Source organism: Pseudomonas sp. B21-010 (assembly GCF_024749325.1).
Lineage (GTDB): Bacteria > Pseudomonadota > Gammaproteobacteria > Pseudomonadales > Pseudomonadaceae > Aquipseudomonas > Aquipseudomonas kilonensis.
Genome location: NZ_CP087198.1, coordinates 4,548,373 through 4,573,270, shown reverse-complemented (window position 1 = coordinate 4,573,270; position 24,898 = coordinate 4,548,373). Strand labels below are relative to the sequence as shown.

Here is a 24,898-nt window from a genome sequence, read left to right as displayed (position 1 = left end):
ACCCGGCTTCGAATTTTGACCCTTCAGACCTTTTTCTTATGCACAAAGAACCCCGTAAGGTCCGTGAGTTTCGCCGCCGCGAGCAGGAAATTCTCGACACCGCGCTCAAGTTGTTCCTCGACCAGGGTGAAGACAGTGTCACCGTCGAGATGATTGCGGATGCCGTGGGTATCGGCAAAGGCACGATTTATAAACATTTCAAATCCAAGGCGGAGATCTACCTGCGCCTGATGCTCGACTACGAGCGCGATTTGAACGAGCTGCTGCACTCGGCCGATGTGGACAAGGACAAGGAGGCCCTGTCCCGGGCCTACTTCGAGTTCCGCATGCGCGACCCGCAGCGCTACCGCTTGTTCGATCGCCTGGAAGAGAAGGTGGTCAAGGGCAACCAGGTGCCGGAGATGGTCGAGGAGCTGCACAAGATCCGCGCCTCGAACTTCGAACGTCTGACCCTGCTGATCAAGGGCCGGATCAGCGAAGGCAAGCTCGAAGACGTGCCGCCTTATTTCCATTACTGCGCTGCCTGGGCGCTGGTGCACGGCGCTGTGGCGCTGTATCACTCGCCGTTCTGGAGCAACGTGCTGGAAGACCAGGAAGGTTTCTTCCAGTTCCTGATGGACATCGGCGTGCGCATGGGCAACAAGCGCAAGCGCGATACTGACGTCCCGAGCAGCTAAGGCCGCACAGGCCAAGACATTCAGCTGTCTTATTGCGCCATGTCCGCTTACATGGCGCAGTGTCCCAGTAATATACTCGGGCTTGGGTCTTGCGAAATCTTGATTTCTAGGTCAATTTTCGTGAGTCCGTTTTTTCTCGTGCCGGAGTGATCCATGATCGTTGACCGTCAAGGCAGGCGTTTCCGTAATCTGCGGATAAGCCTGACCTCAGCCTGCAATTACGCCTGTACCTATTGCGTGCCTGACGGCAAGCGGTTGGTGGCTGCGCAGGATGAGCTGTCAGCCGAGGCCATGGCGCGTGGCGTGGCCTATTTGATCGAGGCCGCCGGCATCGAGCGGCTGCGCATCACTGGCGGCGAACCGTTGGTCAGCCCCAAGCTCGAGCGTTTCATGATGGCGGTGGGGCAGATGGGCCTGGAGGACATCAGCCTGACGACCAATGGCCAGTTGCTGGCGAAAAAACTGCCCTTGCTGGTAGACGCCGGTATCCGTCGCATCAACGTTTCCCTCGACACCCTGGACCCTGCCGCGTTTCGCAGTATCGCCCGTGGCGGCGACCTGGCGACTGTGCTTGATGGTATGGAGCAGGCCCGGGCCACCGGGATGAAGATCAAGGTCAACATGGTGCCGTTGCGCGGGCAGAATCTGGACCAGGTGATGCCTTTGCTCGAATACTGCCTGGAACGTGGCTATGAGTTGCGTTTCATCGAGTTGATGCGCATGGGACACCTGGCCAGCGATTCCAACGCATTTTTGCAGCAGTTCGTCAGCCTCCAGCAACTGCTCAGCCTGATCGGCGATCAGTACGAATACCTGCAAGCCGATGCGCCGGTAGATGCTACCGCGGTGCGCTATGAGATACCGGGGCTGGGGCACTTTGGCGTGATCGCCAACGAAAGCGTGCCTTTCTGCCGTACCTGCTCACGGTTGCGGTTGTCTTCCACGGGTTGGCTGCATGGCTGCCTGTCGTCGAGTAACCGTCACTTCGTCGGCGATCTGCTGGACAAGCCCCGCCACCAGGCCTTGCCGGCGCTTCAGCGCTTGTTGGTCAAGGCGTTGGGGGACAAGCAGGAAGTGGCATTCTCCGGCGGGGCGACCATCATGAAAATCATCGGCGGCTGACCGACTCGACCAGGTGCACTCTGCTGTAGGAGCTGTAGGAGCTGTAGGAGCTGTAGGAGCTGTAGGAGCTGTCGAGTGCAACGAGGCTGCGATCTTTACCCAAACCATTGAGTCGTGAGTGAACGCCCAGTAGATCAAGATCAAAAGATCGCAGCCTTCGGCAGCTCCTACGGGTTACTGCGCACCTTCATCCTGCAAGCTGGCGCAAAAGCTGCATCCCACGACCATTCGCCGGTTTTCCGACACCGGTTCTTTGGAGGGTAGGATGCGTAGCCTGGTTTTGCTGCTGGCCATTTTGGCGCTTGGTGGCTGCATGAATGTCAGCGACATGGGAGAGGGCGTTCGTTATCACATGAGCGACGCCGGCCTGCTGGACCATAGCGACAGCCGTCGTGTGAACAACCTGCGTATTCAGCCCGACTCGTTCATCTACATCGCCCAGGGCGCTTTCGCTCCGCCAGGCAGCGCTTATCCGCGTCCCAACGTCGTGGCCGAAGAAGCCTTCAATGGCTTCATCGAATATTTCCCCATGGTCCGTCGCGCCCGCGTTCCCGAAGGCCTCGACCAGGCCATGGGCGAGGCCCGTTCCGCCGGCGCCCATTATTTGCTGTACACCCGCTTCGCCAAGGCTGACAACCGCATCGGCAACACTGACGAATGGCAGGATGAAGAAGCCTTGGATCGCTTGGGTGTCGATACCAGCGTGATTCAAATCATGTTGATCGAGACCAGCACCCAGTATTTGATTGATACTGCACGGATCAAGAGTCGTGGCGGTTTACTGACGTTGCACGACAAGCAGCCACAAGACCTCATCGCCACGCCTTTGCGTGAATATGCCCGTAGCCTGCTGGGGATGAGCGACGAATAAATAATCAGGAGTCACCATGAGCGGACCGCAAAAAGCCAATGACTTGCTGGGGCAGATCCCCAAGACCAAAGGCCTGCCGCCGGTCCACTTGTGGAATCCCGACTTCTGCGGCGACATCGACATGCGCATCGCCCGGGACGGCACCTGGTACTACCTGGGTACGCCCATCGGGCGAAAGCCGATGGTCAAGCTGTTCTCCACCATCATCCGCCGCGACGGCGATGATTACTTCCTGATTACCCCTGTGGAAAAAGTCGGCATCAAGGTCGATGACGCGCCGTTCGTGGCCGTGACCCTTGAGGTCGAAGGGCAGGGGGAAGGGCAATTGTTGCGCTTCACCACCAATGTCGAGGAAACCACCGAGGCCGGTGCCGAGCATCCGCTGCGGGTGGTGATCGATCCCCAGACCCAGGAACCTGCGCCCTACGTGCATGTGCGCAGCAATCTCGAAGCGCTGATCCATCGCAATGTCTTCTACCAACTGGTAGAGCTGGCGGTCAGCCGCGAGATCGACGGGCAGCGCTGGTTGGGCGTGTGGAGCAGCGGCGAATTTTTCCCCATAGGCCTGGAACCATAACCCCTGTGGGAGCGAGCCTGCTCGCGATGACGCCGGCACATCCAACATCTCTCCACTGACCCACCGCTATCGCGAGCAAGCTCGCTCCCACATCAGATGTGTAGCGAACACAAACAATGTGAACGCCCGGAATCTACTGTGGGAGCGAGCTTGCTCGCGATGACGCCGGCACATCCAACATCTCCTTAACTGACCCACCGCTATCGCGAGCAAGCTCGCTCCCACATCAGATGTGTAGCGAACACAAACAATGTGAACGCTCGGGATCTACTGTGGGAGCGAGCTTGCTCGCGATGACGCCGGCACATCCAACCTCTTCTCAGCTGACCTACCGCTATCGCGAGCAAGCTCGCTCCCACACCAGATGTGTGGTGAACACAAACAATGTGAACGCCCGGAATCTACTGTGGGAGCGAGCTTGCTCGCGATGACGCCGGCACATCCAACACCTCCTTAACTGACCCACCGCTATCGCGAGCAAGCTCGCTCCCACAGGGGTATGCAAAATTCAAATTGACACCCAATCGTATGATGATTAGCGTGGGCCTCCAATAAGAGTGGTCCGCGGGGTTTTCATGTCCAGCAGTTTTCATGCATCGACCGTCGATTGGCTGGGGGGCTGGATAGCCGCCGGTCAGGTCAAGCCTGGGCAAACCATCAAGGTCGAAGCGGACTTGGGCGAGCAACTGGGCGTCAGTCGCACGGTGATTCGCGAGGCGATCAAGACCCTGGTGGCCAAAGGCATGCTGGAAGTCGGGCCGAAAGTCGGCACGCGGGTATTGCCGGTGCGGCGCTGGAACCTGTTCGACCCCCAAGTGGTTGGCTGGCTGTCACGCAGCGGCCTACCGGAAAATTTTGTCGATGACTTGCTGGACCTGCGTCGCACCATCGAGCCGATGGCGGTGCGCTGGGCCTGTGAGCGGGCCACGGCTGATCAGGTGCAGGCGATCCGCCTGGCCTACCATGCGCTGGAGCGCGCCGTGGACAGCGGCGCCGATTACAACCGTGCCGACCAGTTTTTCCATGAGTGCATCCTCGCGGCCAGCCATAATCAGTTCATCGAGCAAATGGTCCCGGCCCTCGGAGCGCTGCTGGCGGTGTCGTTCGAAGTATCGGCGGCCGACCCGGATGAGCTGCGCCGCACTTTGCCCATCCACAAGGACATCGCCGACGCTATCGCCGCCCGTGACGCGGCGCGGGGCGTCTGGGCCTGCATGACCCTGATCGATAACGCTGACCTGGCCATCAAACGCTTTTACCCCAATGTCATGGCCGGTCGAACAGACGCTGCCGGGCAAGCCGGGAACGGGAGGTTTCAATGAAGTGGACGGCTGTGACGGAACACCGGGCGAAGTTGGGCGAAGGGCCCTTCTGGGACGAGCCGACCCAGGCGTTGTATTGGGTCGATATCGCCGGCAAGCAGGCACTGCGGCTGATCGGCGCCAACGTACAGATCTGGCAGATGCCCGAGCATGTGTCCGCTTTCATTCCGACCCAGAGTGGCGACGCCTTGGTGACTCTGAGCAGTGGGGTCTACCGCCTTGATCTCGATTCTCCGGGCCTGGAACCGCGCCTGACGTTGCTGTGCATGGCCGATCCCCAGCCAGGCAATCGTCCCAACGAGGCCCGTTGCGACGCCCTGGGTCAACTCTGGCTCGGCACCATGCAGAACAATATCGGTGACGAAGGCGAGGACTTGCCGATCGAGCGGCGTTCCGGCGGGCTGTTTCGCGTCGCCGGTGATGGCAGGGTCATGCCCTTGCTGCGCGGGCTGGGTATTCCGAACACGTTGCTCTGGAGCCCCGATGGCACCACGGTGTATTTCGGCGAGAGCCTGGATGGCACGTTGTATCGGCACTTTATCTACCCTGAGGGCAACCTGGCGCCTGCCGAGGTCTGGTTCGGCCCCCATCCCCGTGGCGGCCCGGATGGCTCGGCGATGGATGCCCGGGGCTATATCTGGAACGCTCGCTGGGACGGCAGTTGCCTGCTGCGGCTGAGCCCGGATGGACAGGTCGATCGGGTGATCGAACTGCCCGTCAGCCGCCCGACCAGTTGTGTATTCGGCGGCGAAGACCTCAAGACGCTGTACATCACCAGCGCGGCGAGCCCATTGGGTCATCCGCTGGACGGTGCCGTGCTGTCGATGCGTGTCGATGTGCCTGGCGTGGCGTGTACAAGGTTTGCAGGCTGAATCCCAAAATATGGGATGTAAATATATATATTGAGATTATTTGGTGGCCGGGTTTATAGTCGGCTCCATCGGCAATACGCACTCACACTAAAAAAACAAAACAGGTGAAGTGATGCAACGATCTTTCCCCGTACGCCCCGGTGGCGTACGCCGGCCACTGTTTTTTCAAGCGTCTTTGCGCCGGTCATCCGTGGATGCCCGGTTTTTGTCGTGCCCGCGAGCAGGAGGCGTAAACCATGGCTGAGCCCTTGGTCTTGCCCCCCGTGCCGGAGCCACCGAAGGGCGAGCGCCTGAAAGACAAGGTCGTGCTGTTGACCGGTGCCGCCCAAGGCATTGGCGAGGCCATCGTCGCGGCGTTCGCGTCGCAACAGGCCCGGTTGGTGATCAGTGATATCCAGGCGCAGAAGGTCGAGGCGGTGGCCGCCCACTGGCGTGAGCGCGGGGCCGATGTGCAAGCGCTGCAGGCCGATGTGTCGAAGCCGCAGGACTTGCAGGCCATGGCCCGGCGCGCCCTTGAGCTGCACGGTCGCATCGATGTGTTGGTCAACTGCGCTGGCGTCAATGTCTTCCGCGACCCACTGGAAATGACCGAAGAGGACTGGCGTCGCTGCTTCGCCATCGACCTGGATGGCGCCTGGTACGGTTGCAAGGCGGTGTTGCCACAGATGATCGAGCAGGGCGTGGGCAGCATCATCAACATTGCCTCGGTCCATTCGTCCCACATCATTCCCGGCTGTTTCCCTTACCCGGTGGCCAAGCATGGCCTGCTCGGCCTGACTCGCGCCCTGGGCATCGAATACGCGCCCAAAGGGGTACGCGTCAACGCCATCGCCCCGGGTTATATCGAAACCCAACTGAACGTCGACTACTGGAACGGCTTTGCCGATCCCCATGCCGAACGCCAGCGTGCGCTGGATCTGCACCCGCCACGGCGCGTCGGGCAACCGATCGAAGTGGCAATGACGGCCGTGTTCCTGGCCAGTGACGAAGCACCGTTTATCAATGCCTCATGCATCACCATCGATGGGGGACGTTCGGTCATGTACCACGACTGAATATTCCTGGATTGCAGTGGGAAACTTCGCCTGTAATCCAATCATCATACGATATGACTATTCAGGCCTATGCTGTGTAGCAACTTGATGTAACCGCCCAGCCTGCGCATTTCCACCGACGGTGGAGCAGAAACCTGGACGTTTGGCTTTCAATAAAAAAAACAAGGAGTCAACTATGAAACATCGTCGTGGGATCCGTTCCCTGTGTCGCGCCGCCCTGGCGGTTACCGCCGTCAGCCTCAGCAGCCACTTGCTGGCGGCCGAGGCGGTAAAAATTGGTTTCCTGGTCAAGCAGGCCGAGGAGCCTTGGTTCCAGACCGAATGGGCGTTTGCCGAGAAGGCGGCCAAGGATAAAGGCTTCCAGTTGATCAAGATCGCCGTGCCCGACGGCGAGAAAACCCTCTCGGCCATCGACAGCCTGGCCGCCAACGGTGCCAAGGGCTTCGTGATCTGCCCGCCGGACGTATCCCTCGGCCCGGCCATCGTGGCCAAGGCCAAGCTCAATGACATGAAAGTGATCGCTGTCGACGACCGCTTCGTCGGTTCCGATGGCAAGTTCATGGAAGACGTACCGTACCTGGGCATGGCCGCGTTCGAAGTCGGCCAGAAGCAGGGCGCCGCCATGGCCGCTGAAGCGAAAAAACGCGGCTGGGATTGGAAAGAAACCTATGCGGTGATCAACACCTACAACGAACTGGACACTGGCAAGAAGCGCACCGATGGTTCGATCAAGTCTCTTGAAGATGCCGGTATGCCGAAAGATCACATCCTCACGGCGGCGCTGAAAACCCTCGACGTACCCGGCAGCATGGACTCCACCAACTCGGCCTTGGTGAAGCTGCCAAGCGCCGCGAAAAACCTGATCATCGGCGGCATGAACGACAACACCGTGCTGGGCGGCGTGCGCGCCACCGAAGCCGCCGGGTTCAATGCCAAGAACGTGATCGGCATCGGCATCAACGGCACCGACGCTATCGGTGAATTGAAGAAACCTGACAGCGGCTTCTTCGGTTCGATGCTGCCAAGCCCGCACATCGAAGGCTACAAGACCGCCGAAATGATGTACGAGTGGATCACCACCGGCAAGGAGCCGCCGAAGTACACCGCCATGGACGAGGTGACGCTGATCACCCGGGAGAACTTCAAGCAAGAGCTGGAAAAAATCGGCCTGTGGAACTGACGGCCGGTTGATTCAAAAGCGGCCCTGGTCACTTGGGTGGCGGGGTCGCTTGATCTCTGTAAGTTCGAGGTGGTTATGCAAGCGCAAACAGCGACACGGCAACACAACATCGGCGGCAGCTTGCGATTCAACGGGATCGGCAAGTCCTTTCCCGGCGTGCAGGCGCTGGCCAATATCAGTTTCGTGGCCCATCCGGGGCAGGTCCATGCCTTGATGGGTGAAAACGGCGCCGGCAAGTCCACGCTGCTCAAGATCCTGGGCGGTGCCTACATCCCGAGCAGCGGCGACTTGCAGATCGGCGAACAGACGATGGCGTTCAAAGGCACTGCTGACAGCATCGCCAGCGGTGTGGCAGTGATTCACCAGGAGCTGCACCTGGTGCCGGAAATGACCGTCGCTGAAAATTTGTTTCTTGGCCATTTGCCGGCACGTTTCGGCCTGGTCAATCGTGGCGTGCTGCGCCAACAGGCGCTGACACTGCTCAAAGGCCTGGCCGACGAAATCGACCCCCAGGAAAAAGTCGGTCGCCTGTCCCTCGGCCAGCGCCAATTGGTGGAAATCGCCAAGGCCTTGTCTCGTGGTGCCCACGTCATTGCTTTCGACGAGCCCACCAGCAGCCTCTCTGCCCGGGAAATCGACCGTTTGATGGCGATCATCGGCCGGCTGCGAGACGAGGGCAAAGTGGTGCTCTACGTCAGCCACCGCATGGAAGAGGTGTTTCGCATCTGCAATGCGGTGACGGTGTTCAAGGACGGTCGTTACGTGCGGACCTTCGAGAACATGAGCGAGTTGACCCATGATCAACTCGTCACGTGCATGGTCGGTCGCGATATCCAGGACATCTATGACTACCGTCCTCGGGAGCGCGGCGATGTGGCGCTGCACGTGAAGGGCCTGTTGGGGCCGGGCTTGCGCGAACCGGTGAGTTTCCAGGTGCACAAGGGCGAGATTCTCGGCTTGTTCGGGCTGGTCGGCGCCGGTCGTACCGAGCTGCTGCGCTTGCTCAGTGGCTTGGAGCGTCAGCGCGAAGGAAGTCTCGTCCTGCACGACAAGGAACTGAAACTGCGTTCACCTCGGGATGCCATCGCCGCGGGCGTGCTGCTCTGCCCGGAGGATCGCAAGAAGGAAGGCATCATCCCGTTGGGCAGTGTGGGCGAGAACATCAACATCAGTGCGCGCCCGTCTCATTCCACGCTCGGCTGCCTGTTGCGTGGCGACTGGGAGCGGGGCAATGCCGACAAGCAGATCAAGTCGCTGAAAGTGAAGACCCCGGCGGCCAGCCAGAAAATCATGTACCTGTCCGGCGGCAACCAGCAGAAGGCGATTCTTGGTCGCTGGTTGTCGATGCCGATGAAAGTCCTGCTGTTGGACGAGCCTACTCGCGGCATCGACATCGGCGCCAAGGCGGAGATCTACCAGATTATCCACAACCTGGCAGCCGACGGTATCGCGGTGATTGTGGTGTCCAGCGACCTGATGGAAGTGATGGGCATTTCCGACCGAATCCTGGTGCTCTGCGAAGGGGCCATGCGCGGCGAGCTGCCGCGTGACCAGGCCAACGAATCCAACCTGCTGCAACTGGCGCTGCCGCGCCAACGCGTTGCCGACGCGGCGAACTGAGAGGTAAATCATGACCATTCAAAACAATGCACTGCCAACGGCACGCAAACCCCTGGACCTGCGCCGTTTCCTGGATGACTGGGTCATGCTGCTGGCGGCCATCGGCATCTTCGTGCTCTGCACCCTGATGATCGACAACTTCCTGTCGCCGCTGAACATGCGCGGCCTGGGCCTGGCGATTTCCACCACCGGCATCGCGGCCTGCACCATGTTGTATTGCCTGGCGTCCGGGCACTTCGACTTGTCGGTCGGTTCGGTGATTGCCTGTGCCGGCGTCGTCGCGGCGGTGGTGATGCGCGACACCAACAGCGTGTTCCTCGGCGTCAGCGCGGCGCTGGTGATGGGGCTGATCGTCGGCCTGATCAACGGCATCGTCATCGCCAAGCTGCGGGTCAACGCGTTGATCACCACCCTGGCAACGATGCAGATCGTCCGCGGCCTGGCCTACATCTTTGCCAACGGCAAAGCGGTGGGTGTGTCGCAGGAATCGTTCTTCGTGTTCGGCAACGGCCAATTGTTCGGCGTACCGGTGCCGATCCTGATCACCATTGCCTGCTTTCTGTTTTTCGGTTGGCTGCTGAATTACACCACCTACGGGCGCAATACCATGGCCATCGGTGGCAACCAGGAAGCGGCGTTGTTGGCGGGGGTGAACGTTGATCGCACCAAGATCATCATCTTCGCCGTGCATGGTTTGATCGGCGCCCTGGCCGGGGTCATCCTGGCGTCGCGCATGACCTCGGGCCAGCCGATGATCGGCCAGGGTTTCGAACTGACGGTGATCTCGGCTTGCGTGCTGGGTGGTGTGTCGTTGAGCGGTGGTATCGGCATGATCCGCCACGTCATTGCCGGCGTGCTGATTTTGGCGATCATCGAAAACGCGATGAACCTGAAGAACATCGACACCTTCTACCAATACGTCATCCGCGGCTCGATCCTGCTGCTGGCGGTGGTGATCGACCGCTTGAAACAGCGCTAGACGGCAGGATTACTGGCGACTGATCCACCGCCATCGCGAGCAAGCTCGCTCCCACAGGTTTTTGTGCCAGGGCGCAGAACCCCGGCACAGCACAGATCCAATGTGGGAGCGAGCCTGCTCGCGATGGCGTCGGTCCATTCAACACTTGCTAACCTGACCCACCGCCATCGCGAGCAAGCTCGCTCCCACAGGTTTTTGTGCCAGGGCGCAGAACCCCGGCACAGCACAGAACTCAGTGTGGGAGCGAGCTTGCTCGCGATAGCGTCCTCCCTGACGCCACCAATCACCCCGCCTTGCGCAACGCCTCAACCAATTCCTGCTTACGCATCCTCGAGCGCCCGGGAATGTTTTTCGCCCGGGCCTCCTTCATCAGGCTGTCCACCGTCTGAGTCGCATGGGAGGCTTTGCTGGTACGCGGGTGACCTTCGCGGGTCTTGGCGGCGCGGCGGGCCGACTCCTTGCGGTCGGTTTTCTTGGCCGTTGCCGGCTTTTCCTTGCCCGAACCGCCGGAGCGTTCGCCACCACCGGACTGCTTGTTCACGGTCGCCCAGGCGCGTGCCTCGGCTTCGTTCTCGGACACACCTTTTTTCTCGTAGCTTTTTTCAATGTGTGCGGCCTTGCGCTTTTGCTCGGCGGTGTATTTGTCTTTGCTTCCACGAGGCATGGGATCTTCCTCCTCAAATGTCCGGGCAGAGGCTATTGGCTGGCGGAGCCACCTTCGGAGCCCGAACCACCGGTCGTGGTTTTCGAGCCCACCCCGGTCTCGGCGTTATCAGGCGCTGTCGAGTCCGGTGTATTCATGCCGCCCTGACGACCCGTGTCATTACCCTGCACGCGCGGATCAGTGCCGGTGGCGGGTGGCTGGCCATTGTTCAGGCCGCCGCCGGTACCGTCGGTGTTCAATTTGGGCAGGCCTTGCGTGGCGGGGGAGTTGGGCGCTTGCACGGGATCGGTCGGCCCGGTGCCGGAGGTCGAAGCCGCGAAGGCTACCGAGGACAGCAACGCGGCGAAGGTGAACGCGGTCAGCCTTGAAGTGATCATGGGTGTCGCCTCCATTTTTCAGAATGCTTACCTGATCTTGGGCCTCGCTGGATTTGGGTTGGTGCCTCGGGTGCGACGAATGGTCTAGTCGTCGAGTCCGGCTTCTTCCATGAATTGCTCCATGAAGTTTTTTAGTTTTTCGTGACGGGTCAGCGCCATGTGTTGCCCGGTGGCAGTCTGGAAACCGTCGGCCAGGTGCAACAATTTGGTCTGGAAATGATCGAGGCAGAAACGTCGATCATCGTAATCCCGGGATTTGGCCTGCGGATCCTGAGGGTCATAGAGCGCACTGCCCATGCGTCCGGCCACATAGAATGTGCGCGCCACCCCGAGCAGGCCCAATGAGTCTAGGCGGTCGGCGTCCTGGAGAATTTTGGCTTCGAGTGTGATTGCTGCGATATTGGCCGAAAAACTGTGAGCCTCGATGGCATGGGCAACGGCGCTGATTTTTTCGTTTGGCCAGTTCAGTGTCGACAACAGTGTCGATGCCTTATCCGCTGCCAGGCGAGAGGCTTGGGCGCGCAGCGGTGAATTCTTTTCCACTGCCACGCAGTCATGCAGCAACGTTGCCGCCAGCAGGATAAGCAGGTCACCGCCTTCATGACGGTGGAGCAAGCGTACGTTGTGCCAGACCCGTTGCAGGTGTGACAGATCGTGAGCGCCATCCTCCGATGGCTCCAGTGCGTGAGGCAGCAACTGGGCAGCGACGGTTTGAAAAGGTGCAAAGACGGCAGCGGTCATGACAGATCCTTTGTATGTCGGTACTTCGTGGGTTCGTGGATGATGTTCATTTTCATATGTGACGAGCGCCCCGTGGCGGCTTAGTATGGCGCTTTCAATTGGCTACAAGGCCTGTTCATGTCCATCGAGATCCGTCCTGCGCAACCCAGCGATGCGCCTCAAATCCTTGCCTTCATCACCGAGCTTGCCGATTACGAAAAGGCCCGCCACGAAGTCATCGCCAGTGTGGCGGACATCGAGCGCAGCCTGTTCAGCGAAGGCGCAACGGCCCACGGGTTGATCTGCCTGCGTGATGGCGTGCCAATCGGTTTCGCGGTGTTTTTCTTCAGTTATTCCACCTGGCTGGGCAGCAACTGCCTGTACCTCGAAGACTTGTACATCACGCCTGACCAGCGCGGTGGCGGGGCGGGCAAGACGTTGCTGCGCCATTTGGCGAAAGTTGCCTGTGACAACGATTGCGGGCGTTTCGAATGGAGTGTGCTGGACTGGAACACGCCGGCCATCGAGTTCTACAAATCCCTCGGCGCGCAACCACAGGAAGAGTGGGTGCGCTACCGAATGGACGGCAAGGTGCTACGGGATTTCGCTAACGGCAACTGAGCACTTCATGAGTGCGCGGCGGATGCGTACTCGGCAAACCCCGGTCGCTGTTCGAGGCGTTTGCAGTAGGCCGCCACGGCCGGATAGTCGGGACGCTCCATGGGCGCCTGGCGCCAGCGGTGCACCGACAAGCCGATGAGCACATCCGCAAGGGAAAACGCCGTACCGGCCACGTAGGCGCCGGTGCGGTTCAACTGCTGCTCCAGCAAACCCATCTTCTCGTTCCAGCCTTTGACGCCGGCGGCGATGCGCTGTGGGTCCTGGAAGTCCGGATTCTTGCGTACCAGGGCGTGGAATGCGTAACCCCATGACGGGTTGAGCTCTGTGGCTTGCCAGTCCATCCACTGCTCGACACGCGCCCGTGCGGCAGGTTCGACAGGCAGCAGGTCGTTGCGCCCATGTTTGCCCACCAGATAGCGGCAAATGGTGTTCGACTCCCAGAGCACACCGTTCTCATCAATGATCACCGGCACCTGGGCGTTGGGATTCAAGGCCAGGAAATCCGGGTCTTGGGTCGAAGAAAAACCAATGCCCCAGTCTTCGCGCTCGTAGGCGATTTCCAGTTCCTGGCAGGTCCACAGCACTTTCCTGACGTTGATCGAGGAAGTGCGGCCGAGGATTTTCAGCTGTTGTCCCATCACTTTTTCCCTGAGTTGTTTGGCGTCCGTTCAGAAACGTAGCAGGGTCTTGGACGGATGGCGATTGGCTTTGTGGTTGGTTTACTAGATCCCAATATATGGGAGTGATATTTATATATTGAGATATTGTCGCGCCCAGGTTTATAGTCCGTTCCACTCACTGCCAAAAAACAGAACAGGTGAAGCGGATGCAGGCGCAATTGATCGCGCTCGATTGGGGGACCACCTCATTACGGGCTTACAAACTCGCAGCCGGTGGCGAGGTGCTCGAGCAGCGCTCGCTGTCATCGGGGATCATGCAGTTGCCTTCCGGGCCGCGAACCGTGGCCGGCCGGGTGTGCATCGACGGTTTCGAACTGGCCTTCGACGAGGCCTGCGGCGATTGGCTCGATGCGCAGCCTGGCTTGCCTGTCATTGCCTGCGGCATGGTCGGCAGCGCTCAGGGCTGGCGTGAAGCGCCGTACTGCGACACACCCGCCAACGTCGCCAATCTCGGACATTCCCTACGAACCGTTCGCAGCCTTCGCGGTGTCGATGTGCACATTGTGCCCGGCGTGATTCAGCGTTCACGCTTGCCCAATGTCATGCGCGGTGAAGAAACCCAGGTGCTTGGCGCCTTGCACAGCCTGCCGGACGAAGCGGTGCTGATCGGTTTGCCCGGCAGTCATTCGAAATGGGTGGAAGTGGCCGATGGCTGCATCGTGCATTTCGACACCTTCATGACCGGCGAGATCTTCGCCGTGCTCAGTGACCACAGCATTCTTGGCCGCACCCAGCAACGGAGTACGACCTTCGATGGCGTGGCCTTTGATCGTGGCGTACAGGTGGCGTTGTCGGTGGACGGCCGGATCGGGCCGTTGTCCACGGTGTTCAGCGCTCGCAGCCTGGGCTTGACCGGCGAACTGGAGGCCAGCGCCCAGGCCGATTACCTCTCGGGCCTGCTGATCGGCCATGAGCTGACGGCGCTGGCCGAGGTGCAACGCCGTCGCCGCGACAGCCTGCACCTGCCGACGGTGGTGCTGATCGGCAACTCCCAACTCTGTGTCCGTTATCAACGGGCCCTAGACGCCTGCGGCTTCGCCCGGGTGGTCTTGGCCGAACAGGCCACCGAACGCGGTTTGTGGCAACTGGCCGTGGCGGCTGGGTTGCTCGATTCCACCGCCCCCTGAACCTGACTGGAGGTCTCACATGCTCGCACAAGCACTGGCGCACAACGGGTTGATCGCGATCCTGCGTGGTCTGCGTCCCGAAGAGGCGGCAGCCATCGGCGAAGTCCTGTACAGCGCCGGATTTCGCGTCATCGAAGTGCCGCTCAATTCCCCCGAACCGTACGAAAGCATCCGCATCCTGCGCAGTACCTTGCCCGCCGATTGCCTGATCGGTGCCGGTACCGTGCTCACACCGGAACAGGTCGAGCAGGTGAAAGCCGCTGGCGGCCAAGTGATCGTCATGCCCCACAGCGATCCGAAGGTGCTGCGCGCGGCGAAAGCGGCGGGTTTGTACCTGTCGCCAGGCGTCGCCACGCCCACCGAAGCCTTTGCCGCGCTGGCTGAAGGGGCCCATGTACTGAAGATGTTCCCCGCCGAGCAAATGGGCCCGGCGGTGGTCAAGGCCTGGCTCGCGGTACTGCCGGCCGGGACTGTGTTGGTGCCGGTGGGCGGGATTACGCCGGACAACATGGCGGTGTTTGTCGACGCCGGTGTCAAGGGTTTCGGCCTCGGTTCCGGGCTGTTCAAGCCGGGCCTGACAGCGGATGAAGTGGCGGTGCGGGCCAAGGCCTACGTGGCCGCATGGAACGCCTTGAACTGAAGACTTTTCCAGCGCCCCGTGCGCTGCATCTGACAAGAGAGACAACAAGATGAAAATCACCAAGCTGACCACGTTTATCGTTCCGCCGCGCTGGTGCTTCCTCAAGGTCGAGACCGACGAGGGCGTGACCGGTTGGGGCGAGCCGGTGGTCGAAGGCCGGGCCCACACGGTGGCGGCGGCTGTCGAGGAATTGTCCGACTACCTGATCGGCAAAGACCCACGCAACATCGAAGACATCTGGACCGTGCTCTATCGCGGCGGCTTCTACCGCGGCGGGGCCATTCACATGAGCGCCCTGGCCGGTATCGACCAGGCGCTGTGGGACATCAAGGGCAAGGCCCTGGGCGTGTCGGTCAGCGACCTGCTGGGCGGCCAGGTGCGCGACAAGATCCGGGTGTATTCGTGGATCGGCGGCGACCGGCCGGCGGACACCGCCCGGGCGGCGAAAGAAGCCGTGGCGCGGGGCTTCACGGCGGTGAAGATGAACGGCACCGAAGAGCTGCAGTTTCTCGACACCTATGAAAAAGTCGACCTGGCCCTGGCCAACGTCGCGGCGGTGCGCGATGCGGTGGGGCCGAACGTCGGCATTGGCGTGGACTTCCATGGGCGGGTGCACAAGCCCATGGCCAAGGTGTTGATGAAGGAACTCGACCCCTACAAGCTGATGTTCATCGAAGAGCCGGTGCTCAGTGAAAACTACGAAGCCCTCAAGGAGTTGGCGCCGCTGACCAGCACCCCGATTGCCCTGGGCGAGCGCTTGTTCTCGCGCTGGGACTTCAAGCGCGTACTCAGCGAAGGCTACGTGGACATCATCCAGCCGGATGCGTCCCACGCCGGCGGCATCACCGAAACCCGCAAGATCGCCAACATGGCCGAGGCCTACGACGTGGCGCTGGCATTGCACTGCCCGCTGGGCCCGATCGCCCTGGCGGCGTGCCTGCAACTGGATGCGGTCTGCTACAACGCGTTCATCCAGGAACAGAGCCTGGGTATCCACTACAACGAGAGCAACGACCTGCTGGATTACATCAAGGATCCACAGGTGTTCGACTACGACAAGGGCTTCGTGAAAATCCCCAATGGTCCGGGCCTGGGCATTGAGATCAACGAGGAATACGTCATCGAACGCGCAGCCATCGGCCACCGCTGGCGCAACCCGATCTGGCGCCATGCCGATGGCAGTTTTGCCGAGTGGTGAGTGAGCCCTGACTCTCTCGGTTTGATCGTTCCCACGCTCTGCGTGGGAATGCAGCCAGGGACGCTCCGCGTCCCTCAAGAGCCGAACGCGGAGCGTCCGTAGAGGCGTTTCCACGCAGAGCGTGGGAACGATCGGGCGTGCTCGACTCCTCAATAAACATAAAAAGAGGCACCTCACATGCAAGCGCACACCCTGAGCGCGCAGGCGTCGTTGGTGACGCCCAGTCGCAAGCGTTTTTTCATCATGGTCCTGCTGTTCATCACCGTGGTGATCAATTACCTGGACCGCAGCAACCTCTCGATCGCCGCCCCCGCATTGACCAGCGACCTGGGCATCGATCCGATCCACGTCGGGCTGATTTTCTCGGCGTTCGGCTGGACCTACGCTGCCATGCAGATCCCCGGTGGTTGGCTGGTAGATCGAGTGCCGCCGCGCATTTTGTACAGCGTGGCACTGCTGTTGTGGTCGGTGGCCACGGTAATGCTGGGTTTTGCCGCCAGTTTCATCGCGCTGTTCGTGCTGCGCATGGCGGTCGGTGCCCTGGAAGCGCCGGCTTATCCGATCAACAGCCGCGTGGTCACCACCTGGTTTCCTGAGCGCGAGCGGGCCACGGCCATCGGTTTCTATACCTCCGGGCAGTTTGTCGGGCTGGCCTTCCTGACCCCGGTATTGGCCTGGCTGCAACACGCCTTCGGTTGGCACATGGTGTTTGTCGCCACGGGCGCGGTGGGCATTCTCTGGGCGGCGATCTGGTACGCGGTGTATCGCGAGCCACGGGATTTCAAAGGCGCCAACGCCGCCGAAATCGAATTGATCGGCGAAGGCGGCGGGCTGGTGGATATCCAGGCCGATACCGCCAAGGTCAAGGCGAAATTCAGTTGGACTGACCTGGGCATCGTCCTGACCCAACGCAAGTTGTGGGGCATTTACCTGGGGCAGTTCTGCCTCAACTCCACGCTGTGGTTTTTCCTGACGTGGTTCCCGACCTACCTGGTGAAATATCGCGGCATGGACTTCATCAAGTCCGGCTTGCTGGCGTCGTTGCCGTTCCTCGCGGCGTTTGTCGGCGTGCTGTGCTCCGGGTTCTTTTCCGACTGGCTGATTCGGCGCGGCGCCACCGTGGGGTTTGCGCGCAAGCTGCCGATCATTGGCGGGTTGCTGATCTCGACCTCGATCATCGGCGCCAACTTCGTCGAGTCGACGCCGCTGGTGATTGCCTTCCTGGCCTTGGCGTTCTTCGGCAATGGCCTGGCGTCGATCACCTGGTCGCTGGTCTCCACACTGGCGCCGGCGCGACTGCTCGGGTTGACCGGTGGGGTGTTCAACTTCATCGGCAACCTGGCGGCCATCGCCACGCCGATCGTCATTGGCTTCCTCGCCAGCGGCGATTCGTTTGCCCCGGCCATCACCTATATCGCTGTCCTGGCACTGGCTGGCGCGCTGTCCTACATCCTGCTGGTCGGGAAGGTCGAGCGCATCGAGTTGTAGTCCGACGGGGCGGGCGACCATAATGCCGCCCGTTCCCCGCTCACTGTTGAAGGCCGGCTATGCAGCAAGACGATCCAAAAATCACCAAGGACGCCGCGCCCACAGGCACGCAGACATTGTTGCGTGGCTTGGGGGTGGTCCAGGCGGTCGCCAGCGGCGCCCGTGACTTGAAGGAAATCGCCCGGCTGATCGGCACCACCCGCAGCACCACCCATCGCCTGGCCAGTTGCCTGGTGGACGAGCGTTACCTGCGCGTGGTGCCGCAAGTGGGCTACCTGCTGGGGCCGAAACTGATCGAACTGGGCTTTCAGGCCCGGGAAGAGTTGCCACTGGTGAGCCTGGCGGGGCCGTACCTGGACGAGCTGTCGGCGCTCACCGGGGACACCGTGCACTTGGCGATTCGCGAGGGCGACGAAGTCTTGTACCTGCTGAAAAATCCAGGGCGCAACGGTCCGGAAATGCGCTCGCGCGTAGGCCATCGCATGCCGTTGGCGCGCACCGGGATCGGCAAGGCGCTGATGCTCGATGACTCGCAGGAACAATGGAAGCGGCTGTATGAAATCAGCCTGCCAGCGGGTGGGAAGAATCAGTTCTGGCCCCAGCATCAGGAACAATCCTGGGAACAGTTCCAGCAACGGATGGTGGAGTACGTGGCGGGGGGCTATGCCTTCGACCTGGAAGACAACGAACCGTCGATTCGCTGTGTGGCGGCGCCGATCCGTGACGCCGGCAAGCGCATTGTTGCCGGTATCAGCATCGCCAGCACCGTGCCGTACATGCCGCTGGAAAAGATGGCCGAGCTGATTCCCCTGGTCAAAGGGGTCACAGCCCGGCTGTCGGCGGAACTGGGCGCCAAGGCTTGACGAGCGTCAGGCCTTGAGCGTGGCCATGTCGATGACAAAGCGGTATTTCACATCCCCGGCGATCATGCGGCTGTAGGCCTCGTTGATCTGGCGGATGTCGAGCATTTCAATGTCGCAGCTGATGTTGTGTTCGGCGCAGAAATCCAGCACCTCTTGGGTTTCTGCGACACCGCCGATCAGCGAGCCGGCGAGGACGCGGCGACCCATGATCAGTTTTGCCGCGTGTACCGGCGGATCGATCGGCTCGACCAGGCCCACGATGATGTGCACGCCGTCGAAACGCAGCGTGTCAAGGTAGGGATTGAGGTCGTGCTGCACCGGAATGGTGTCCAGCAGGAAGTGGAATCGTCCGGCTGCGGCGGCCATCTGTGCGGCGTCGGTGGACACGATCACATGGTCTGCACCCTGGCGACGGGCTTCTTCGGCCTTGCTCGCCGAGCGGGTGAACAACGTGACTTCCGCGCCCATGGCCTTGGCGAACTTGATGCCCATGTGGCCCAGGCCGCCCATGCCCAGCACGCCAACCTTGTCGCCAGCCTTCACGCCATAGTGCTTGAGGGGCGAGTAGGTGGTGATGCCAGCGCAGAGAAGTGGTGCGGCGCTGGCCGGGTCGAGTGCTGCCGGAATGCGCAGTACGAAGTGTTCGCTGACCACGATGCTGTTGGAGTAACCGCCCATGGTGTGGCCGCCACTCACGCGGTCCGGGCTGGCGTAGGTCTGGGTCATGCCTTCCAGGCAGTATTGCTCCAGGTCAGCGCGGCAAGCTTCGCACTCGCGGCAAGAGTCGACCATGCAGCCCACGCCGACCAAATCGCCTGCTTTATAGCGGGTGACATTCGCACCGACGGCGGTGACTTTGCCGATGATTTCATGGCCGGGCATCAGCGGGTAAACGGCGATGCCCCATTCATTGCGGGCCTGGTGGATGTCGGAATGGCAGACGCCGCAGTAGAGAATGTCGATCGCCACATCGTCGGCTCGCGGGCTGCGACGCTCGAACTTCATGGGGGCGAGGGGAGTGGTGGCCGACTGGGCGGCATATCCGATGGCTGTGTACATGATGGACCTCGCTAAGCAGTGAACGGTGAGGGGTTCCATTCTGGGAGTCCTGGCGGCCGGCGGCGATGGCGATTCCTCCGCGTGTCATGCCTAATCCTCCGGTCTTGGCCAGGATCTGATCCTATGTGACGCCAGACCTGCGATGATGGTTTCATCCCATTTTTCGTGAAGTTTTTGCCCATGTTGTTGACCCGTCATCTTGATGCCAACGCCACGCTGGTTTCACTGATAGAACCCCTGGCGACCCGTGACGGCTTCGTCCCGACGCCACTGCCCGGCGTACATGCGCTGCGGGCCAGCCAGGACGTCGCCCGTGGCCCGCAGCTCTATGAGCCGAGCCTGGTGATCATCGCCCAAGGCAGCAAATTGGCGTACCTGGGGCCGCGGACACTGGAATATGGCGCTGGGCACTATCTGATCCAGGCCTTGCCGGTGCCCTTCGAATGCGAAACCTACGCCATGCCCAATGCTCCGCTGCTTGGGGTTTCCGTTGCGATCGATCGGGCGCTGCTTGGGGAGTTGGTACTGGCCATGGGGCTGGTGCCGGGGCGGAGCCTGGCGCCGCAGACGCTGGAATCGATGACCTGCGCCGTGCTCGATGACGCCATGCGTGGGTGCGTCGAACGCTTGTTGCGTTGCTTGCACGACCCACTGGAGTGCCAGGTCATGGGCCAGGCGCGGCTGCGGGAGTTGCTGTTCGTCGCGTTGCGCGGGCCCCAGGCCGATGTGTTGCGGGCGCTGGTGGAGCAGCAAGGTCAATTCGCCCGGATTGCCGCGGCCCTGAGCCATTTGCATGCGCACTTCACTGAGCCGCTGAACGTCGAGACCTTGGCCAGTTGCGCGAACATGAGCGCCTCGACCTTCCATGAGCATTTCAAGCGCAGCACCTTGCTGTCGCCAGTGCAGTACCTCAAGCGTTTGCGCCTGCTCAAGGCCCAGCGGCTGTTGATCACCGAGGGCATGGGCGTGGCCCAGGTCGCGCACCAGGTGGGGTATCAGAGCTCGTCGCAGTTCAGTCGGGAGTACAAGCGCTACTTCGACCGCAACCCTGGGGAAGAGCGCGCCGCCTGAGTCTTTGAAAATCCCTTGCTCGCGATCGCGGTGTGTCGGTCGACATCTGTGTTGAATGAAAAATCCCTATCGCGAGCAAGCTCGCTCCCACATTTGGACTGTTGTGTTGCTTGAATCGGAGGCAACAAAAAGGCCCCCATTACGGGAGCCTTGATGTTCAGCGCAACGGCTTACATGTTCGGGTAAGTCGGTCCGCCAGCGCCTTCCGGCGACACCCAAGTGATGTTCTGCGAAGGGTCCTTGATGTCACAGGTCTTGCAGTGCACGCAGTTCTGGGCGTTGATCTGGAAGCGCTTCTCGCCGTCTTCCTTGGTCACCACTTCGTACACGCCGGCCGGGCAGTAGCGCTGGGCCGGTTCGTCGTACAGCGGCAGGTTCTTGCTGATCGGGATGCTCGGGTCGGTCAGCTTCAGGTGGCAAGGCTGTTCTTCTTCATGGTTGGTACCGGAGATGAACACCGAGCTGAGTTTGTCGAAACTGATCTTGCCGTCCGGTTTCGGGTAGTCGATTTTCTTGCAATCGGCTGCCAGCTTGAGGCAGGCGTAGTCCGGCTTGGTGTCGTGCAGGGTGAGCGGTATTTTGCCGCCGAAGATGTTCTGGTCGATCCAGTTGAAACCGCCGCCGATGATGGCGCCGTATTTGTGGATTGCCGGGCCGAAGTTGCGGCTGGCGAACAGCTCTTCATACAGCCAGCTGCTCTTGAAGCTGTCGACGTAGTTGGTCAGTTCATCACCGCCTTCGCCGCCGGACAGCAACGCTTCAGCCACCGATTCGGCGGCGAGCATGCCGGATTTCATCGCGGTGTGGCTACCCTTGATCTTGGCCACGTTCATGGTGCCCAGATCGCAGCCGATCAATGCGCCACCCTTGAAGACCATTTTTGGCAGCGAATTGATACCACCCTTGGCCAATGCACGGGCGCCATAGCTGACACGCTTGCCGCCTTCCAGGTACTGCTTGAGCACCGGGTGATGCTTGAGGCGCTGGAACTCATCGAACGGCGACAGGAACGTGTTGCTGTAGGACAGGTCGACGATCAGGCCGACCACCACCTGGTTGTTTTCCAGGTGATAGAGGAAGGAGCCGCCGGTGTTTTCGGTGCCCATGATGTCCAGCGGCCAGCCGGCGGTGTGCACCACCAGGCCGGGTTGATGCTTGGCCGGGTCGATTTCCCAGATTTCCTTCAGGCCGATGCCGTAGTGCTGGGCGTCAGCCTCGCTGTCCAGGTTGAAGCGCTTGATCAGTTGCTTGCCGATGTGGCCACGGCAGCCTTCGGCGAACAGCGTGTACTTGCCACGCAGTTCCATGCCTGGGGTGTAGAGGCCTTCCTTCGGATTGCCTTCGCGGTCGACACCCAGGTCGCCGGTGATGATCCCGCGAACCACGCCGTTCTCGTCGAACAGCGCTTCCTGGGCGGCGAAGCCCGGGTAGATTTCCACGCCCAGGTTCTCGGCCTGCTGGGCCAGCCAGCGGCACAGGTTGCCCAGGGAAATAATATAGTTGCCTTCGTTGTGCATGGTCTTGGGCACAAAGAAGTCAGGGATTTTGCTCGCGGCCTCGGCGTTTCTCAGGACATAAATGTCATCGCGCACGACGGGCGTGTTCAACGGGGCGCCGAGTTCTTTCCAGTCCGGGAACAGTTCGTTCAGGGCGCGGGGCTCGAACACCGCACCGGAGAGGATGTGCGCACCGACCTCGGAGCCTTTTTCGACCACGCAGACGCTGATTTCCTTACCGGCTTCGGCGGCCTTCTGTTTCAGTCGGCAAGCGGCAGACAGGCCAGCGGGGCCGGCACCGACGATGACCACGTCGAATTCCATGTATTCGCGTTCCACAGGGCTATCTCCTACTCAAGGCTCACAGTTTTTTCTAATTGGAGGTTTGGCGTTGCATCCGTTGTTTCCTTCGCGAAAAGCGACGAAAGCGACAATGGATGAAACGCGTGTCTCTCTTAAGCGGCGCATTATATCTACACCACTCTCAGGGTCCAATACAAACGTTTGTTTGAAATTGCCGCAGCCCAGATAAATCACAGACGTACGGCTTATGACTGACCATTTTGCCGTATTGACCGGAATAGGCGTTCCGGTCAAGATACGGGCGGTTTTGCGCTCGCCGTAGGCTGACTGTTGGTTTCAAGAGCACCTCTAAAAACAGGGCGAAGGCAGCACAAAGTGACGCATTGCGTGGTTCCGACGCGCAGTTTACACGCCGCGATAATGAATGACTCATCAGTCATCACTGACGAATGGTCTTCACTCCCGTGAGCTGGGTCATGTGTGGTTCATGCCGGCGTTTTTAGAGGTGCCCTTGCGCCCATGAGCATCAACCGCCAGGTTCGCCTAGGCGACTTTTTTTCACCGGAGAGTAACGAGGAATCCATGAAGGTTCTTGTAGCTGTCAAACGAGTGGTCGACTATAACGTCAAGGTTCGCGTCAAGGCGGACAACTCCGGCGTCGACCTCGCCAACGTCAAGATGTCGATGAACCCTTTCTGCGAAATCGCCGTAGAAGAAGCCGTACGCCTGAAGGAAAAAGGCGTGGCGACTGAGATCGTCGTCGTCTCCATCGGCCCGACCACCGCCCAGGAGCAACTGCGCACCGCGCTGGCACTGGGTGCCGATCGCGCCATCCTCGTCGAATCCGCCGAAGACCTGACCTCGCTGGCCGTGGCCAAGCTGCTCAAGGCTGTTGTCGACAAGGAACAGCCATCGCTGGTGATCCTCGGCAAACAAGCCATCGACAGCGACAACAACCAGACCGGCCAGATGCTCGCTGCTTTGAGCGGCTACGGTCAGGGCACCTTCGCGTCCAAAGTCGAAGTGTCCGGCGACAGCGTTGCCGTGACTCGCGAGATCGACGGCGGCGCGCAGACCGTTTCCCTGAAACTGCCAGCGATCGTCACTACCGACCTGCGTTTGAACGAGCCGCGCTATGCGTCGCTGCCAAACATCATGAAAGCCAAGAAGAAGCCGCTTGAAGTGCTGACGCCTGACGCTTTGGGCGTTTCCACCGCCTCCACCAACAAGACCCTCAAGGTCGAAGCGCCGGCTGCACGCAGCGCGGGCATCAAGGTCAAGTCGGTGGCTGAACTGGTCGAGAAACTGAAAAACGAAGCGAAGGTGATCTGATCATGACTATCCTCGTAATCGCCGAACACGATAACAAGGCGCTGGCTCCGGCCACGCTGAACACTGTTGCGGCTGCCGCTAAAATCGGTGGCGATATTCACGTGCTGGTCGCTGGCCAAGGCGCTGGCGCCGTGGCTGAAGCCGCTGCGAAAATCGCTGGCGTGGCTAAAGTGCTGTCGGCTGACAACGCTGCCTACGCTCACCAGCTGCCGGAAAACGTTGCGCCACTGGTTGCCGAGCTTGGCAAGGGCTACAGCCACATCCTGGCTGCCGCCACCTCCAACGGCAAAAACATCCTGCCGCGCGTGGCCGCTGCACTGGACGTCGACCAGATCTCCGAAATCATCTCGGTAGAAAGCGCCGACACCTTCAAGCGTCCGATCTACGCCGGCAACGCCATTGCCACCGTGCAATCGAACGCTGCGGTCAAGGTCATCACCGTCCGCGCCACCGGTTTCGACCCGGTTGCCGCCGAAGGTGGCTCGGCTGCCGTTGAAGCGGTAGGCGCTGCCCACGACGCCGGCATTTCCAGCTTCGTCGGCGAAGAACTGGCCAAGTCCGATCGTCCTGAACTGACCGCCGCCAAGATCGTCGTTTCGGGCGGGCGTGGCATGCAGAACGGTGACAACTTCAAGCACCTGTACGCCCTGGCCGACAAGCTAGGCGCTGCCGTCGGTGCTTCCCGCGCCGCGGTCGACGCCGGTTTCGTACCCAACGACATGCAGGTCGGCCAGACCGGCAAGATCGTTGCGCCACAGCTGTACATCGCCGTCGGTATCTCCGGCGCGATCCAGCACCTGGCCGGCATGAAAGACTCCAAGGTGATCGTTGCGATCAACAAGGACGAAGAAGCACCGATCTTCCAAGTGGCCGACTACGGCCTGGTGGCGGACTTGTTCGAAGCCATCCCTGAGCTGGAGAAGCTGGTCTAATCCGGCGTCTTCACTTATAAAGAGCCCGGCCCTTTGGCCGGGCTTTTTATTT

At 60.7% G+C, this 24,898-nt stretch carries 25 protein-coding genes; 19 read left to right on the top strand and 6 right to left on the bottom strand.

Annotated elements, in window-relative coordinates; all coding sequences use genetic code 11:
• Positions 1–38: 38 nt before the first annotated feature.
• The 10 genes from LOY50_RS20170 to araH all read left to right on the top strand — a co-directional run bounded on the left by LOY50_RS20170 (position 39) and on the right by araH (position 10,275).
• Positions 39–677 (top strand): TetR/AcrR family transcriptional regulator, encoded by a 639-nt coding sequence (locus LOY50_RS20170; RefSeq protein WP_003204240.1) that lies wholly within the window; start codon positions 39–41, stop codon positions 675–677.
• A 153-nt stretch (positions 678–830) separates the two neighbouring features.
• On the top strand, positions 831–1,799 hold the full coding sequence (locus LOY50_RS20165; RefSeq protein WP_058544656.1) for a GTP 3',8-cyclase MoaA: 969 nt from the start codon (positions 831–833) through the stop codon (positions 1,797–1,799).
• A 265-nt stretch (positions 1,800–2,064) separates the two neighbouring features.
• Positions 2,065–2,670, top strand: a complete 606-nt coding sequence (locus tag LOY50_RS20160; protein WP_063324923.1) for a DUF4823 domain-containing protein — start codon at positions 2,065–2,067, stop codon at positions 2,668–2,670.
• A 16-nt stretch (positions 2,671–2,686) separates the two neighbouring features.
• Complete coding sequence (locus tag LOY50_RS20155) at positions 2,687–3,247, top strand: DUF1285 domain-containing protein (RefSeq protein WP_258689016.1); 561 nt, start codon at positions 2,687–2,689, stop codon at positions 3,245–3,247.
• A gap of 575 nt (positions 3,248–3,822) precedes the next feature.
• On the top strand, positions 3,823–4,569 hold the full coding sequence (locus LOY50_RS20150; RefSeq protein ID WP_003204233.1) for a FadR/GntR family transcriptional regulator: 747 nt from the start codon (positions 3,823–3,825) through the stop codon (positions 4,567–4,569).
• The gene (locus tag LOY50_RS20145) at positions 4,566–5,441 is read left to right on the top strand and encodes an SMP-30/gluconolactonase/LRE family protein (RefSeq protein ID WP_258689015.1); all 876 of its coding nucleotides are present in this window, start codon (positions 4,566–4,568) and stop codon (positions 5,439–5,441) included. The genes LOY50_RS20150 and LOY50_RS20145 overlap by 4 nt, the downstream gene beginning before the upstream one ends.
• A gap of 236 nt (positions 5,442–5,677) precedes the next feature.
• A complete protein-coding gene (locus LOY50_RS20140) occupies positions 5,678–6,496 on the top strand; it encodes an SDR family oxidoreductase (RefSeq protein ID WP_258689014.1) in 819 nt (272 codons plus the stop codon).
• A 175-nt stretch (positions 6,497–6,671) separates the two neighbouring features.
• On the top strand, positions 6,672–7,676 hold the full coding sequence (locus tag LOY50_RS20135) for a substrate-binding domain-containing protein (protein ID WP_253476816.1): 1,005 nt from the start codon (positions 6,672–6,674) through the stop codon (positions 7,674–7,676).
• A gap of 75 nt (positions 7,677–7,751) precedes the next feature.
• Positions 7,752–9,296 (top strand): L-arabinose ABC transporter ATP-binding protein AraG, encoded by a 1,545-nt coding sequence (araG, locus tag LOY50_RS20130; protein WP_253476814.1) that lies wholly within the window; start codon positions 7,752–7,754, stop codon positions 9,294–9,296.
• A 10-nt stretch (positions 9,297–9,306) separates the two neighbouring features.
• A complete protein-coding gene (gene araH / locus LOY50_RS20125; protein WP_253476812.1) occupies positions 9,307–10,275 on the top strand; it encodes an L-arabinose ABC transporter permease AraH in 969 nt (322 codons plus the stop codon).
• 283 nt (positions 10,276–10,558) lie between these two features.
• Here the strand turns inward: araH and LOY50_RS20120 are convergent, their stop codons facing one another.
• From LOY50_RS20120 to LOY50_RS20110, 3 genes are all read right to left on the bottom strand, one after another.
• Positions 10,559–10,939 (bottom strand): Rho termination factor N-terminal domain-containing protein, encoded by a 381-nt coding sequence (locus LOY50_RS20120; protein WP_258689012.1) that lies wholly within the window; start codon positions 10,937–10,939, stop codon positions 10,559–10,561.
• A gap of 32 nt (positions 10,940–10,971) precedes the next feature.
• Complete coding sequence (locus tag LOY50_RS20115; protein ID WP_258689010.1) at positions 10,972–11,316, bottom strand: hypothetical protein; 345 nt, start codon at positions 11,314–11,316, stop codon at positions 10,972–10,974.
• 84 nt (positions 11,317–11,400) lie between these two features.
• On the bottom strand, positions 11,401–12,057 hold the full coding sequence (locus LOY50_RS20110; RefSeq protein WP_258689008.1) for an HD domain-containing protein: 657 nt from the start codon (positions 12,055–12,057) through the stop codon (positions 11,401–11,403).
• Positions 12,058–12,174: 117 nt separating this feature from the next.
• Here LOY50_RS20110 and LOY50_RS20105 point away from each other — a divergent pair, with 117 nt between their 5' ends.
• Positions 12,175–12,657, top strand: a complete 483-nt coding sequence (locus tag LOY50_RS20105; protein WP_003204214.1) for a GNAT family N-acetyltransferase — start codon at positions 12,175–12,177, stop codon at positions 12,655–12,657.
• 5 nt (positions 12,658–12,662) lie between these two features.
• Here LOY50_RS20105 and LOY50_RS20100 read toward each other — a convergent pair whose 3' ends face one another.
• Complete coding sequence (locus LOY50_RS20100; RefSeq protein WP_214509731.1) at positions 12,663–13,295, bottom strand: glutathione S-transferase family protein; 633 nt, start codon at positions 13,293–13,295, stop codon at positions 12,663–12,665.
• A 188-nt stretch (positions 13,296–13,483) separates the two neighbouring features.
• Here LOY50_RS20100 and LOY50_RS20095 point away from each other — a divergent pair, with 188 nt between their 5' ends.
• From LOY50_RS20095 to LOY50_RS20075, 5 genes are all read left to right on the top strand, one after another.
• A complete protein-coding gene (locus LOY50_RS20095; RefSeq protein WP_258689005.1) occupies positions 13,484–14,464 on the top strand; it encodes a 2-dehydro-3-deoxygalactonokinase in 981 nt (326 codons plus the stop codon).
• A gap of 19 nt (positions 14,465–14,483) precedes the next feature.
• The gene (locus LOY50_RS20090; RefSeq protein ID WP_258689003.1) at positions 14,484–15,104 is read left to right on the top strand and encodes a 2-dehydro-3-deoxy-6-phosphogalactonate aldolase; all 621 of its coding nucleotides are present in this window, start codon (positions 14,484–14,486) and stop codon (positions 15,102–15,104) included.
• A gap of 49 nt (positions 15,105–15,153) precedes the next feature.
• Entirely contained in the window at positions 15,154–16,302 is a 1,149-nt protein-coding gene (dgoD, locus tag LOY50_RS20085) for a galactonate dehydratase (RefSeq protein WP_018613609.1), read from the top strand.
• Between the two features lie 177 nt (positions 16,303–16,479).
• Positions 16,480–17,790 (top strand): MFS transporter, encoded by a 1,311-nt coding sequence (locus LOY50_RS20080; protein ID WP_258689002.1) that lies wholly within the window; start codon positions 16,480–16,482, stop codon positions 17,788–17,790.
• 59 nt (positions 17,791–17,849) lie between these two features.
• Positions 17,850–18,653: an IclR family transcriptional regulator gene (locus LOY50_RS20075; protein WP_253476802.1), complete on the top strand. Its 804-nt coding sequence runs from the start codon at positions 17,850–17,852 to the stop codon at positions 18,651–18,653.
• A 6-nt stretch (positions 18,654–18,659) separates the two neighbouring features.
• Here LOY50_RS20075 and LOY50_RS20070 read toward each other — a convergent pair whose 3' ends face one another.
• On the bottom strand, positions 18,660–19,712 hold the full coding sequence (locus tag LOY50_RS20070; protein WP_253476800.1) for an NAD(P)-dependent alcohol dehydrogenase: 1,053 nt from the start codon (positions 19,710–19,712) through the stop codon (positions 18,660–18,662).
• A gap of 180 nt (positions 19,713–19,892) precedes the next feature.
• Here LOY50_RS20070 and LOY50_RS20065 point away from each other — a divergent pair, with 180 nt between their 5' ends.
• Positions 19,893–20,783, top strand: coding sequence for an AraC family transcriptional regulator (locus LOY50_RS20065; RefSeq protein ID WP_258688999.1), 891 nt, complete (start codon positions 19,893–19,895; stop codon positions 20,781–20,783).
• Positions 20,784–20,953: 170 nt separating this feature from the next.
• Here LOY50_RS20065 and LOY50_RS20060 read toward each other — a convergent pair whose 3' ends face one another.
• Positions 20,954–22,618, bottom strand: coding sequence for an electron transfer flavoprotein-ubiquinone oxidoreductase (locus LOY50_RS20060; protein ID WP_258688998.1), 1,665 nt, complete (start codon positions 22,616–22,618; stop codon positions 20,954–20,956).
• 546 nt (positions 22,619–23,164) lie between these two features.
• Here LOY50_RS20060 and LOY50_RS20055 point away from each other — a divergent pair.
• Positions 23,165–23,914 carry an electron transfer flavoprotein subunit beta/FixA family protein gene (locus LOY50_RS20055; RefSeq protein ID WP_014339477.1) on the top strand — a complete coding sequence of 250 codons (750 nt, stop codon included), beginning with the start codon at positions 23,165–23,167 and terminating at the stop codon, positions 23,912–23,914.
• A 2-nt stretch (positions 23,915–23,916) separates the two neighbouring features.
• Positions 23,917–24,846, top strand: a complete 930-nt coding sequence (locus LOY50_RS20050) for an electron transfer flavoprotein subunit alpha/FixB family protein (RefSeq protein WP_214509736.1) — start codon at positions 23,917–23,919, stop codon at positions 24,844–24,846.
• Positions 24,847–24,898: the final 52 nt, after the last annotated feature.